The organism is Bacillus sp. FSL R5-0443, from assembly GCF_038608285.1.
In the GTDB taxonomy this organism is placed as follows: Bacteria; Bacillota; Bacilli; order Bacillales; family Bacillaceae; genus Bacillus; species Bacillus velezensis.
This window is the reverse complement of record NZ_CP152013.1, coordinates 1,127,028-1,139,977: the sequence shown is the minus strand read 5'-3', so window position 1 is coordinate 1,139,977 and position 12,950 is coordinate 1,127,028. Positions and strand designations below refer to the sequence as shown.

Annotated in this window: 12 protein-coding genes and 1 other annotated feature; of the genes, 2 read left to right on the top strand and 10 right to left on the bottom strand. The window is 45.2% G+C overall.

Annotated elements, in window-relative coordinates; genetic code table 11:
- Window positions 1–80: 80 nt before the first annotated feature.
- Together NYE28_RS05860 and mecA are read right to left on the bottom strand one after the other, a co-directional pair.
- Complete coding sequence (locus NYE28_RS05860; protein ID WP_132106271.1) at window positions 81–1,241, bottom strand: competence protein CoiA family protein; 1,161 nt, start codon at window positions 1,239–1,241, stop codon at window positions 81–83.
- A gap of 150 nt (window positions 1,242–1,391) precedes the next feature.
- On the bottom strand, window positions 1,392–2,048 hold the full coding sequence (gene mecA, locus NYE28_RS05855; RefSeq protein WP_003155032.1) for an adaptor protein MecA: 657 nt from the start codon (window positions 2,046–2,048) through the stop codon (window positions 1,392–1,394).
- Window positions 2,049–2,323: 275 nt separating this feature from the next.
- Between mecA and NYE28_RS05850 the strand changes: the two genes are divergently transcribed.
- The gene (locus NYE28_RS05850) at window positions 2,324–2,980 is read left to right on the top strand and encodes a TerC family protein (RefSeq protein WP_007409109.1); all 657 of its coding nucleotides are present in this window, start codon (window positions 2,324–2,326) and stop codon (window positions 2,978–2,980) included.
- Window positions 2,981–3,037: 57 nt separating this feature from the next.
- Here the strand turns inward: NYE28_RS05850 and spx are convergent, their stop codons facing one another.
- The 8 genes from spx to NYE28_RS05810 form a co-directional block, all read right to left on the bottom strand.
- Entirely contained in the window at window positions 3,038–3,433 is a 396-nt protein-coding gene (gene spx, locus NYE28_RS05845; RefSeq protein ID WP_003155034.1) for a transcriptional regulator Spx, read from the bottom strand.
- A gap of 178 nt (window positions 3,434–3,611) precedes the next feature.
- Window positions 3,612–4,190, bottom strand: a complete 579-nt coding sequence (locus tag NYE28_RS05840; RefSeq protein ID WP_007409110.1) for a GNAT family N-acetyltransferase — start codon at window positions 4,188–4,190, stop codon at window positions 3,612–3,614.
- Between the two features lie 117 nt (window positions 4,191–4,307).
- Window positions 4,308–5,495, bottom strand: coding sequence for a putative glycoside hydrolase (locus tag NYE28_RS05835; protein WP_015239569.1), 1,188 nt, complete (start codon window positions 5,493–5,495; stop codon window positions 4,308–4,310).
- A gap of 106 nt (window positions 5,496–5,601) precedes the next feature.
- On the bottom strand, window positions 5,602–6,519 hold the full coding sequence (gene oppF, locus NYE28_RS05830; protein ID WP_015239568.1) for an oligopeptide ABC transporter ATP-binding protein OppF: 918 nt from the start codon (window positions 6,517–6,519) through the stop codon (window positions 5,602–5,604).
- Window positions 6,512–7,588, bottom strand: coding sequence for an ABC transporter ATP-binding protein (locus NYE28_RS05825; RefSeq protein WP_003155039.1), 1,077 nt, complete (start codon window positions 7,586–7,588; stop codon window positions 6,512–6,514). Before NYE28_RS05825 ends, oppF begins: the two co-directional genes overlap by 8 nt.
- Window positions 7,589–7,600: 12 nt before the next feature.
- The gene (oppC, locus tag NYE28_RS05820; RefSeq protein ID WP_007409113.1) at window positions 7,601–8,518 is read right to left on the bottom strand and encodes an oligopeptide ABC transporter permease OppC; all 918 of its coding nucleotides are present in this window, start codon (window positions 8,516–8,518) and stop codon (window positions 7,601–7,603) included.
- A 3-nt stretch (window positions 8,519–8,521) separates the two neighbouring features.
- The gene (locus tag NYE28_RS05815) at window positions 8,522–9,457 is read right to left on the bottom strand and encodes an ABC transporter permease (RefSeq protein WP_015239567.1); all 936 of its coding nucleotides are present in this window, start codon (window positions 9,455–9,457) and stop codon (window positions 8,522–8,524) included.
- A gap of 106 nt (window positions 9,458–9,563) precedes the next feature.
- On the bottom strand, window positions 9,564–11,198 hold the full coding sequence (locus tag NYE28_RS05810; RefSeq protein ID WP_025284554.1) for a peptide ABC transporter substrate-binding protein: 1,635 nt from the start codon (window positions 11,196–11,198) through the stop codon (window positions 9,564–9,566).
- Between the two features lie 476 nt (window positions 11,199–11,674).
- Window positions 11,675–11,886: a binding site (T-box leader), on the top strand.
- Window positions 11,887–11,941: 55 nt separating this feature from the next.
- Here NYE28_RS05810 and trpS point away from each other — a divergent pair.
- Window positions 11,942–12,934, top strand: a complete 993-nt coding sequence (gene trpS / locus NYE28_RS05805; protein WP_014304785.1) for a tryptophan--tRNA ligase — start codon at window positions 11,942–11,944, stop codon at window positions 12,932–12,934.
- The last annotated feature ends 16 nt before the right edge of the window (window positions 12,935–12,950 follow it).

The window sequence follows — 12,950 nt, the reverse complement described above, 5'->3', positions numbered from 1 at the left end:
GAAAAAACGAAAACAAACTGCTTGTACGCCCCTCACATTCGCCACCACCTTGACGTTAGGGTGAACGAAATGAAGCATTCTCATTCCCCAAAAAAGAGCAGATCCCGCCGGCGCAGCTCTTCTGCCGTTTGAGGGAGCTTCCGTTGAGATGAGGGCATATATACTTCATTCTCAATTTCCCTTAAAAAATCCTGCAAACATAAGAAATCAGCATATTGTTTTACCGCCATTCTGATAAGGCTATTTTGGGAACCATACCGCATCCGAATCTCCTTACGCCTGATTTTTTGCCGCAAATCATGAACCATGCCGGATAATCGGATCGGCGCGCCTTTTTTAGAAAGTTCCGCAAGCCGCAAGTATAAATGGCTCTGCCACACAAAAACGGGACTTGCAAACACAAAGCCCGCTGAAACGGGAATAAACACTTCAGAGGGGAGAAATGGAAATGCGACCTGATGTCTTTCGTAAAAAAGACGCCGGATAAGACCGGCATCTTCAGATAAAAACCGCCCGCTTTTGTTTCGGAAGCCGGCTACGGCACGTCCCCACGAGGGAAGTCTGACGCTGTGCCGCCCTTCCGGATGACATATGTCTTTCAGGTTTGCTTTATGAAGAGGGATTGTGGTTAAGCCGGCATAAGAATAGCCGGTGTAAAACGGAGTGATGGAATGCAGCCTGTAAAAGGAGCGGGCGTCGGGACAGTAAAACATTAAAGAGGAAAATGAATGGACTTCAAAGAACTGCCAGTGAAAAGCAGAAAGCCGGAAAAATTGCGCGGCCATCCGTTTTAACCGTTTTGCCCCGATGATCCAGACCGGCCGGTACCCGGCGTTTTTCAGGCCTGCCGTCCGGCTCTTTAAAGAGTCCGCCGAAAGGTTCGCACATTGAAATTCAAAAGCCAGCCTCTCTTCTCCGCTTTCCGCCGTCAAGTCAGGCCGCTGTCCAGCGGAAGTCAGATACGGTTCCAGGCTGACGCTGCACCCTTGTGTCTTTAGCCAGAGAAAAAGCTGCCTTTTTCCTTCCAGATGATATTCGCTTTCAGGTTCGGATTCCCCCGGACACAGCCTGCTTTTTTTATGAGCGAAGTGCGGCAGTTTCTCCCGTCCCAGTTTGATATCAAGTTCACTTTCGCAAACGGGGCAGAACCAGCGTTTCTTTCTCAGCTCCGCCGCTTTTTCCTTTGAATAGCTTCCGGCCAGCTGAATGAGCCGTCCGTCGGCAGTCACAGCACTGAACATGTTGCATCTTCTCCTTTCCTGAATCTTGTTGTATTCAGCAGGAAGAAGATATAATCCTGTTTGCGGATGAGAGCCGTTATACGGTTTTCAGCCGTTCATCCTGTCATTCAGAACAAAAAAAACCGATTTCTGCTGAGAGAAATCGGTTTGTTATGATGCAAAGTGTTTTTTTATTGTATATAACGCATGATCAGCGATCACCAATTTGCCGTATTCTTCAAGACGGTGAATGCTGACTGATGATTCGTGCGCGTACTCCAACAGGATGCTTAGCTGATTTTCAACCTCTTCATCAGTTTGCTCATAAAAATCTGCATATAAATAATATCGGTCTTCAAACGAATACAGGGTCGTTTTAATTCCGTTAAGATTCAATTTTGATAGCGAGATGAGATCCTCAAAATCATCGAACCGCAAAGTGAACTGAAGCTTTTGCTCCTTATCTTCCCGGCTCTCGGCCTGCTCTTCTTTCTGGAAATCATCAAGTAAAGCATCGAGATTTTCATCTGCCGGCTCTTGTTTTTTATCTTCCGGGATCGGCAGTTCGAGTTTTTGTCCGTCCTTGGAAAGCTGGGCTTTTGTTACGATTATTTCCAGTCCTTTGTCCAATGCCTGAACCTGAATCCAAAGAGGACCCTCGACAGCGAATTCCTCTTCATCATGCACTTCATCCATGACTTCCCAGAACAGTTCTTCACTGCGCTCGCGATTGTACCAGATTTCTTCTCTGTCAAAACCGCGATCTTCAATATCACCATAAGACATATAAAATTTTACAGTATGCTCATTAATTCTTTCTATTTCCATTTTGCCAACCTTCCCTTCTTTATAAGATGTTGAAGGGACATCTAAGCTCCCGATGAATAGTACTTTACTACACTTTACCCATTCCGTCCACATCTTAACCTTATAGAAGACAGCGCAAATTCTTTATATTTCTATTTTATGATAAAACAGTTATAAAAGAAATAAAAAAGCATTTTCACACCGAAAAACAGGCTTTCTCCCGGTTCCCATCATAAATAGCGCACTTCTTCATATATTAGCTGTACAAGCAATCGATCTATAAGCGAGGTGTTACCATGCCGCACGATTACCTGCTGTCCCTTCTGCTCATTATCGGAATTGACCTTATTCTCGGCGGTGACAATGCCGTCGTCATCGCGATGGCCAGCCGGAATCTGGCCCATAAACAAAGACAGCAAGCGATCATCTTCGGAACGTTTATCGCAGTCGTCTTGAGAATCGTTCTGACGAGCGCTGCGGTCTATTTATTGAATGTTCCTTTTTTGCAATGCGCAGGCGGGGTATTTTTATTGTATCTCGGCTATCAGCTTCTGATTGAGAAGAAAGATGCGCAGCATGTGAAAAGCAGTTCTTCTCTTTGGAAAGCCATCCGCACAATCGTTATGGCTGATATCTTTATGTCGCTTGACAATGTCATCGCAGTAGCCGGCGCTTCTCACGGTGAGCTGACACTTGTAGTGATCGGTCTCTTCATCTCGGTGCCGATTATCATTTGGGGCAGCAAGCTCGTTCATGCCGCCATGGACAAAATGCCTTTATTGATGTACGCCGGAAGCGGTCTTCTCGCATTTACCGGCGGTGAAATGATTGCCGGAGACAGCAAGCTGTCATTTTTCATGGCAGAACACGGCATTATACAAATGACGCTGCCGATTTTGACCGTCGTATTTGTTATCCTCGCCAGTATGATTTACCAACAGACTGAAAAATAACAAAAAGCCCAAACCGCGATGGTTTTGGGCTTTTTCCATGCTTATCGTAAGCTTATATCAGTTGGCAAGACGCTGTGCTTCTCTTAATTGGAAAGAACGCACTTTTCTTGGCAGGAATCGTCTGATTTCATCTTCGTTATAGCCGACTTGCAGACGTTTTTCATCAATGATAATCGGACGGCGGAGCAGTCCCGGATGCTCATTGATCAAAGTATATAAGTCTTGAAGCGGCATAGATTCAACATTTACGTTCAGTTTCTGGAATACTTTAGAACGGGTAGAGATAATTTCATCCGTACCGTCTTCAGTCATACGCAGAATCTGCTTGATCTCATCAATTGATAACGGCTCGGAGAAAATGTTTCTCTCTACAAACGGAATCTCGTGCTCTTCAAGCCAAGCTCTTGCTTTTCTGCATGACGTACAGCTAGGTGATGTGTATAATGTAACCATTAATCTTCACTCCTCTAATTAGTAGGATGAACATGTTTGTATTCTCAAATTGAAATGACTTTAAAAAAGGAATCTTTATAGGTATTATACTATAAAAAAGTAAGTGTGAACAGTCTCCTGAGAAAAAAATGTGTCAATCCGGCAAATTTACGGCTGGCGGATGTTTCCCCATTCTCAATTAGCTCAGCTGATCGAAAATGTTTTTTCGTTTTTTCTCATCAATGACTTTGAGAACTTCATCCGTTTTTTCGTATGATTCTCCGTACCATTTTTCATCTTTATAAGTGTGAATGTTTTCATATGTCTGTTTCATTGCTTCAAACATTTCTTCTTCTGATTCCGTCTTAGGTGACCAGTACAGAATCTCCATTTTGTTCACTTCATTCGTAGCCAATGACCGGCGCCGATACCCGATTGACTGCGCGTGCTTGAAATGCTCTCTTTGATAAAAACGCAAGCGTTTCTGTGTATCCGTGTCATCCTCGTCAACAGGCTCCACCTCAAGCAGAATCGGCTTGTTTTTCTTTTTCAGCCTGCCGATCAGCTTGCTTCCGAGGCCTTGTCCTCTGGATTTCTTTGACACAAACAGGTAATCAATAAAGATGAAAGAGTCAAATTCCGCATACATCAGCACGTGGTACTGCCCCTCTTCTTTATGATAAACATCGCTTTGCTCCTTTAACAGAGCTTCCATATGCGCTTTTGATTTCATTTCTTCAATCGGAAAATATTCACTCAGCTTTTCGTACCAGTTCATTCATTTGCTCCTTATGGGTTCGTTGTCTTCACACTTTTAGATATACCCCATTTCCGATTGTTTAAACAATCTTACATCTATTAAGACGTGTGATCCTTTAACATGGTTTCAATTTTTTTAAAATGGTGTGTAATCGACGTTTTTGGTATAGCGGTTTGCCGCGTCCCACAATAAAAATTCGTCAATTCCTTCATCATGCAGCGCTTTAACCTGGTCTTCCACCTGGCGTTTTCCGTACTTTTGATAATTTCCGCTGCCGAGATATGATGCCGTGAAGTCCTGAAGCCACGGACGCGATACAGGCGGGTGTTTCAGCTTAGACAGTTTTTTATGTTCCACCTTCGCGTATTCTTTGACGACTTTGTAAGGCTCAAGATCCGGTTTATCAATGCCGAAATAGCTTGTCCAATGGCTCGGATAAATCATGGATGAAATGACATCGACCTGTTCTGAAATTTTGCTGAAATTCTGGCCGATACCAGGCGCTTCCGGTAGCGTGGCTGAATAGCCGAAAATATCAACCGACACATCCGCGCCGTACGGCTTGAGTTTTTTCTTCGCATAACCGACAAAATCGGTGACGGCGTGAACACGTTTTTGCACATTGCTGTCTGCTGTTTTTCCGTAATCGCCGTGACCGTATGTCAGTTCGTCATCACGTTTTTCAAATCCTTCAGGAAAACGGACATAATCAAACTGAATTTCTTGAAAACCCATCTTTACGGCTTGTTTTGCAATCTTTACATTGTAATCCCATACTTCTTTCATAAACGGATTGACGAACGATTCGCCGCGGCCGTTTTTCCAGACACTTCCGTTTTTTTCTTTAAAGGACCACTCCGGCTTTTTGTTCGCGAGTTCGCTGTCTTTAAATACGACAATACGCGCGATCGGATAGATCTTTTTTTCCTCCAGCTTTTTCATCATCTTTTTTGGGTCTTTGATGTACGGCTTGGCGATTTTGGCATACTCAGAATGGCCGTCCGGCTTAAAGGTGAGGTTTCCGTTGTCGTCCTTGACATCAATCACCATTGTATTGAGCTCCGTTTTGTCCACAAAGTCTGTCAGCTCTCCGAATTTGCTTCCTCCCGCTGAATGCCCTGTGACGTAAATGCCCCGCACCTTATCAGGATGTGAAAAATGCAGCCCTGACGGATAAGCGAACCGTGCATTTGATTTCGGCAGTTCTTTTTCGGCCAGCGCTATTTTTACAAGCGGCTGCTCCTCTTTCGCAGCGGCGTGGGCCGGATAAGCGGCTGCACTGATAAACAGTCCCGCACAAATGGCGCACAAAATGGTTTTCATACTGATCTCCCCCTTTTTTTCCATTATAGAAAAACGGGAGCAGGCTTAATAAACTTGAATGTGCGCAAAAAAATCCTCCAAGACTGATTCTTGGAGGATGATACGTTTATAGATAGGTTTTAAATTCAGCTTCTGTGCACATGACAAAATGTCCCGGTTTCACTTCTCTGAATTCCATCTTTTCTCCGTCTTGCAGCTGATGAATGGACGGATCGTATTTCTTTCGCGTGCGATTTCTTTCATAGTCCGGATCAGGGAGCGGGATAGCGGACAGCAATGATTTCGTGTATGGGTGAAGCGGGTTTTCGTAAAGCTCATCCGCCGGCGCAAGCTCCACCAATTTTCCGAAATACATGACGCCGATGCGGTCGCTGATGTATTTGACCATTGATAAATCATGGGCGATAAACAGGTAAGTGAGCCCTTTTTCTTTCTGCAATTCTTTCATTAAATTGACGACTTGCGCCTGAATGGAGACATCAAGCGCCGAAATCGGTTCGTCCGCGATGATAAACTCCGGATCAACCGCCAGCGCTCTGGCGATTCCGATACGCTGGCGCTGTCCGCCCGAAAATTCATGCGGGTAGCGGTTGGCGTGCTCTTTATTTAAACCGACCGTTTCCAGCAGTTCGTGAACCCGCTGCATCCGCTCTTTTTTCGTTTTTGCCAGGCGGTGAATATCTATTCCCTCGGCAATAATGTCGGCGACTGTCATTCTCGGATTTAAAGATGCGTACGGATCCTGGAAAATCATTTGCATTTTCCGGTTAAACTCCAGCAGTTTCTTGCGGGATTTTTTCCCGTGGACATTTTCCCCGTTAAAGAGAACTTCCCCGCCGGTTGCCTCATACAGCCGGATAATGCTGCGGCCCGTCGTTGATTTACCGCAGCCTGATTCTCCGACAAGGCCGAGCGTTTCGCCTTTATAAATATCAAATGACAAATCATCTACGGCTTTTACCGTTCCTTTCTGCGTGAAAAAATGCTGTTTTAAGTGTTTGATTTCGAGAAGCTTCTCAGTCATTTTTTTCACCTTCCTTCATTAAAACAGGATGCTGATACGTATTCGGAAGCTGACGGATTTTAGCCTTCACCGCTTCAGGCGGCTCGACCTTAGGCGCATCAGGATGCAGAAGCCACGATTTCACAAAATGCGTATCAGACACTTTATACATCGGCGGTTCCTGTTCAAAGTCAATTTTCATCGCATATGAGCTGCGGAGCGCAAATGCATCCCCTTTCGGAGGGTTCGTCAGATCAGGCGGCGTGCCCGGGATGGCCGTCAGTTTTTCCTGATCGGTGCTGTCCAGGCTAGGCATTGAGGCAAGCAGCCCCCACGTATACGGATGGCGCGGATCATAAAAGATTTCATCCACCGTGCCCGATTCGACGACCTGACCCGCGTACATGACAGCGACCCGGTCGGCGACATTGGCGACAACGCCGAGATCATGCGTGATAAAAATGATAGACGTATCAATTTTCTTTTGCAGATCTTTCATCAGCTCAAGGATCTGTGCCTGAATCGTCACATCAAGAGCTGTTGTCGGTTCATCGGCAATTAACAGTTTCGGATTTGCCGCAAGCGCCATCGCGATGACGACACGCTGTCTCATCCCGCCTGAAAATTCATGGGGGAATTGGCCGATCCTTTTTTCGGGCATCGGAATTCCGACGAGATCAAGCAGCTCTATGGCGCGCTTTTTCGCGGCTTCACTTGAGATTTTTTCATGTTTGAAAAGCACTTCCGTAATTTGTTTGCCGACTCTCATCGTCGGGTTCAGAGAGGTCATCGGATCTTGGAAAATCATTCCGATATCCTTTCCTCTGATGGCCTGCATTTCTTTTTCAGACATCGGCACGATATCGCGTCCGTCAAAAAGAATCTGTCCTCTTTTAAAGTAGCCCGGCGGCATCGGGATCAGCTTCATAATCGCTTGGGAGGTCACACTTTTTCCGGAACCCGACTCCCCCACGATCGCCAGCGTCTCTCCTTTATTCAAATGGAAATTCACGCCGCGGATTGCCTGTACCTCTCCGCCGTATGTTTTAAATGAAATGGCTAAGTCTTTTACTTCTAGCAAACGTGTCACTCATATCACTCCTTATTTGCGTAACTTAGGATCCAGCGCGTCTCTTAACCCGTCGCCGACAACGTTAAAGCCGAACATCGCCAGGCAGATAAAGCCGGCAGGGAAGAACAGACGCCAAGGGTAATAGGTTAATGCAGGCAATCCGTCTGAGGCCATCGTTCCCCAGCTCGCAAGCGGCGCAGGTACGCCGAGGCCCAAATAACTTAAAAACGCTTCTGTAAAAATCGCCGTCGGAACCGTCAGTGTCATCGTTACGAGGATAGAGCCCATCGCGTTCGGGACGATATGCTTAAACAAAAGCCGGCCGGTTTTGGCGCCGAGTGTCTGTGAAGCAAGAACATACTCCTGATTCTTTAATTGCAGCACCTGTCCGCGGACGATTCTCGCCATATTGATCCAGCCCGTTATTGTCATGGCGACGATAATGGTGAGCAATCCTTTCGGCAGAACAACCATCAGCAAAATAACCATTAATAATGAAGGAACAGCCCACAGAATGTCGGCGATGCGCATCATCACTTCATCTGTGCGTCCGCCGCGGAAACCGGAAATGCTGCCCCAGATTACGCCGATTAATAAATCAAGCACGGCAGCTGCGACACCGATAAAGATAGAAATCCGCGCGCCCACCCATGTCCGGACGAATATATCCCTTCCAAGGTCGTCCGTGCCGAACCAATGATCTTTCGACGGCGCTTTATCCGCATTTAATAGATTGGTAGTGGCATAATCATACCTTGAAAAGACAGGCGCAAAAATCGCCATCAGAATAATAAGAACGATCAGTACGAACCCGACCATCGCAAGCTTATTGCTGCGGAAGCGGAGCATGGCGTCTTTCCAGAGGGAAAGGCTTTTTTTATTTATTTTTTCGGCATCGCCGGCATTAGCTGAAGCTGGTTCAAACATATTTTTAGGAATGTTCTGCATGGTCTAGGCTCCTTTCTTTGCTTTGGAAAGCTTGATTCTCGGATCGATTAATCCGTACAGCACGTCTACAATTAATACGCATAAAAGCAGAAGCACGCTGAAGAACACGGTAACTCCCATAATGACCGTATAATCACGGTTTGTAATGCTGTTTACAAAATGCGCGCCTAAACCGGGAATTCCGAAAATGGATTCAATGATGAAACTTCCCGTTAAAATGGATGCCGCCATCGGCCCCATATATGTCACGACCGGCAAAAGCGCGTTTCGAAGCGCATGGCGCACGGTGACTGACGGACGGGAAAGTCCTTTAGCTGTTGCAGTCCGTATGTAATCGCTGTTTAACACTTCAATCATGCTTGAACGGGAGAGTCTGGCAATGAACGCCATCGGCATGGAAGCGAGCGCAATAGAGGGCAGAAAGGTGTATGCCCAGGATTCCCACCCTGCGACCGGGAACAGTTCTAATTTAATTGAGAAAATATATTGCAAAATCGTCGCCAATATAAAGCTCGGAACTGAGATCCCAAAGATCGTTAAAATCGCAATGGTATAATCCTGCCATTTATTATGGTACAGGGCAGCAAGCACCCCGAAAAGCACACCGAACGCTAAAGCGAGGAGAATAGCTTCTGCACCGAGAGTGAATGAGACGGGGAAGCCTGAATTGATTAAATCATTAACACTTTGGCCTTTATATTTAAAAGAAGGTCCGAAGTCCCACATCGCCACAGATTTTAAGTAGCTGACATATTGAACGAAAAGAGGCTTGTCCAGGCCATAGTGTTCGTTTAAGTTTGCCTCAATTTCAGGCGGCAGCTTTCTTTCGCCGGAAAATGGTCCGCCCGGCGCTGCCTGCATTAAGAAGAATGTGGCGGTCACAATCACAAACAGCGTGATGATCATGTAAATGAATCGTTTACCGATATATTTCAGCAAGGTGAACACCTCCATGTTTTTTACAATTTTAAACTTAATCAGTAAGAAAGGTATATGGGGACATCCTCCCCATATACCTTGGGTCTTTTGTTTTCAGAACCGTCTTTTATTCAAAAGAAGCATTTCTGAAGTAAACTTCGCCTGTTCCTGTCAAGATCACATTTTTGAGGTTTTTATCCTGCACCCAAGGATCCGTATAGAAATAAACTGGCGCGACCGGCATTGCGTCAATAAAGATCTTTTCTGCTTTTTTCAGCTCTTCGATACGTTTATCCGGATCCGTTTCAAGCTGAGATTGGTTCAGCAGCTTTTTAAACTCAGGATCTTCCCATCCGGTATCATTGTTTCCGCCTTCTTTATCACGGAACAATTCTAGGAAGTTGATCGGATCGTTGAAATCGCCGAGCCAGCCCATACGCCCGATTTGGTAGTTCTGGCTGTGCAGCTTGTCGATGTAAACATTCCATTCGGAGTTATCAAGCTCAACTTTGACGCCCAAGTTCTTTTTCCACATTTCCTGTACGGCCTGCGCGATTTTCGCATGCGCGTCATCCGTATTGTAGGACAGTTTGATCGCCGGAAGGTCAGAGGCATTCTTGACGCCTAATTCCTTCAGTCCTTTATTTAAGAATTCTTTAGCTGATTTGACGTCATTGTCTTTGAAATAACCTTTTGTGTTATCCTTGAATCCCTTCATTGACGGCGGCACCGCAGCCATGGCCGGGATCTGTTCGCCCTGCGTTACATTTTTCACGATGGACGAGCGGTCGATCGCATAAGCAAGGGCTTTACGGATGTTGACATTGTTCAGCGGTTTCTCTTCTGTGTTGAATTTGTACCAATACACGCCTGCGATCGGTTCAACGTGAAGAGATCCGTCTTTTTTCAATGTCGGCAGAGATTCAGTCGGAAGCTGGCCGAGCGGCATTCCTGCCCAGTCAAGCTCACCGGCCTGGAATTTTTTCAGTTCGGTGTTGTTATTGTTAATCATCACCATGTTGATTTTCTTCAATTTCACAGCGTCTTTATCCCAATATTGATCGTTCTTTTCGAGCGTGATGGAACCGCTGTGTTTCCAGGCCGTCATTTTGAACGGGCCGTTTGACACATAATTTTCGCCCGCATTTGTGTTCCAGTTTTTATGTTTTTCCGCGATTTTCTTGTTGATCGGCATATACGTATAGAATGAAGTTAATTGCGTGAAATAAGGTGTCGGGTTATTCAGTTCAACCTTTAATGTTTTGTCATTTACGGCTTTTACGCCTACATCATCAATCTTTCCTTTTCCTGTATTGGCAGCTTCAGCGCCTTTGATGTAGTAGAGCTGATAAGCGTATTGTGATTCGTTGTTCGGGTCAAGCGCCCATTTCCACGCATATTCAAAATCCTGCGCCGTCACAGGGTCGCCGTTAGACCATTTCGCACCGTCACGAATCGTAAATGTATAGGTCTTTCCGTCTTTGCTTGTTTCAATTTTAGATGCCATTCCTTCTTCAGGCTCACCTTTGGAGTTTACGCGTGTCAATCCTTCAAAAGTCTGGCGGATTACGCCTCCTGAAACGGAATCATTCGCTAAACCAGGATGCAGTGAGAACGGCTCGGTTTTAATATTGATATTAAGTGAAGTCTGTCCTTTGGTGTCTTTTTTACCGCCGCCTGATCCGCCGCTGAATCCGCCGCACGCACTTAATACAAGCGAGAAGATAAGCATCAAACCTACAATAGACCAACGCTTTTTCATGCACTAACCCCCTAATCAAATTTTTCAGCCTTTACTACTAAATACTCAGAAATATCAGACAAAATAACTTAATATTTTTCTAAACTTTAATTGTGTTCCGTCTTTTCTGATTATTTTATGTAAAGAAGCTGTAACAATAGAGTGAACAAGTTCATTATAATGAAATGAATAATTTATTGCAATACTATTTTCTCAATTTAAAATATTTAAATTTGGTCAGTTTTTCTGTCAAAAAGGTGATACACTTCTATAGTTTAAAGCATGACCTAACTAAATTTTTTTATTGCAATTTCCAGTTCATATTGCTTTTTACATATAATATTCGTTATACGAAATGTTGATATGCGTTATCATTTAAGCATTTTCAGTTCTTTTTGAGGATTTCCAGCCCTTAAGCAAACTGGAAATAAGCTTGTATTCCTCTGATGACATTTGGCTATAATTGATTTATAATAGATCAATCAAATACATTTGTTGTGATTGCGATGATGAAGAGTAGTACACATTTTCATCCGTTTGAAGAGAGTCTGCGGTGCTGGGAGCAGGTAACGGGCGATGTGGAATGGACTTCTGAGCAGCTGACCGAACGTTAGTAGGCCCAGCCGGAGCAGCCTCCGTTACCAACGTCTCGAGCGATTCCATTGTAATGGAATAATCAGGGTGGCACCACGGTTCATTCGTCCCTTTTTTCTACGGGAAGAATGGGCTTTTTTTATTATGTTTTAAGAAATGAGGTAAGAACTATGAAGAAAACGATTTTTTCTGGCATTCAGCCGAGCGGTTCCGTTACCCTCGGCAACTACATCGGCGCAATGAAGCAATTTGTTGATTTGCAGCATGACTACAACGGCTACTTCTGTATTGTCGATCAGCATGCGATTACGGTTCCGCAGGATCGGCTTGAGCTGCGGAAGAACATCCGCAACCTCGCGGCTCTTTACCTGGCCGTCGGACTTGATCCCGAGAAAGCGACCCTCTTTATCCAGTCGGAGGTTCCCGCTCATGCCCAGGCGGGGTGGATGCTCCAATGCGTCGCATATATCGGCGAGCTTGAGCGGATGACGCAATTTAAAGATAAGTCAAAGGGCAAAGAAGCCGTCGTGTCAGGACTGTTAACCTATCCGCCGCTGATGGCCGGCGATATTTTACTGTACGGAACGGATCTTGTTCCGGTCGGAGAAGATCAAAAACAGCATCTTGAACTGACCCGCAACCTAGCGGAACGCTTCAATAAAAAATACAATGACATCTTCACGATTCCTGAGGTGAAAATTCCTGAATCAGGCGCGCGCATCATGTCACTGGCTGATCCGCTCAAAAAAATGAGCAAATCAGATCCGAACCAAAAGGCATTCATCACGCTGCTTGATGAGCCGAAGCAGCTCGAGAAGAAAATCAAGAGCGCCGTGACTGATTCTGAAGGCATTGTAAAGTATGATAAAGAAAACAAACCGGGCGTTTCTAATCTTTTGACGATCTATTCTATTTTAGGAAACACATCAATTGAAGAATTAGAAGCTAAATATGAAGGCAAAGGGTACGGTGAATTCAAAAGCGATTTAGCCGAAGTCGTTATCGGCGCATTGACACCGATCCAAGAGCGCTACCGTGAATTAATTGAGAGCGACGAACTTGACCGCATTCTCGACGAAGGAGCGGCGCGCGCAAACAAAACGGCCGGCAAAATGGTGAAGAAAATGGAAAACGCCATGGGTCTCGGACGGAAAAGAAGATAAAGAAAAGAGGCGGGAG

Excerpts from the sequence above, each read along its gene's own strand:
- NYE28_RS05835 (WP_015239569.1), bottom strand. The coding sequence starts at position 5,495 with ATGAAAACCATTTTGTGCGCCATTTGTGCGGGACTGTTTATCAGTGCA.
- NYE28_RS05810 (WP_025284554.1), bottom strand. The coding sequence starts at position 11,198 with ATGAAAAAGCGTTGGTCTATTGTAGGTTTGATGCTTATCTTCTCGCTT.
- trpS (WP_014304785.1), top strand. The coding sequence starts at position 11,942 with ATGAAGAAAACGATTTTTTCTGGCATTCAGCCGAGCGGTTCCGTTACC.
- NYE28_RS05850 (WP_007409109.1), top strand. The coding sequence starts at position 2,324 with ATGCCGCACGATTACCTGCTGTCCCTTCTGCTCATTATCGGAATTGAC.
- oppF (WP_015239568.1), bottom strand. The coding sequence starts at position 6,519 with ATGACTGAGAAGCTTCTCGAAATCAAACACTTAAAACAGCATTTTTTC.
- mecA (WP_003155032.1), bottom strand. The coding sequence starts at position 2,048 with ATGGAAATAGAAAGAATTAATGAGCATACTGTAAAATTTTATATGTCT.
- oppC (WP_007409113.1), bottom strand. The coding sequence starts at position 8,518 with ATGCAGAACATTCCTAAAAATATGTTTGAACCAGCTTCAGCTAATGCC.
- spx (WP_003155034.1), bottom strand. The coding sequence starts at position 3,433 with ATGGTTACATTATACACATCACCTAGCTGTACGTCATGCAGAAAAGCA.
- NYE28_RS05840 (WP_007409110.1), bottom strand. The coding sequence starts at position 4,190 with ATGAACTGGTACGAAAAGCTGAGTGAATATTTTCCGATTGAAGAAATG.
- NYE28_RS05860 (WP_132106271.1), bottom strand. The coding sequence starts at position 1,241 with ATGTTCAGTGCTGTGACTGCCGACGGACGGCTCATTCAGCTGGCCGGA.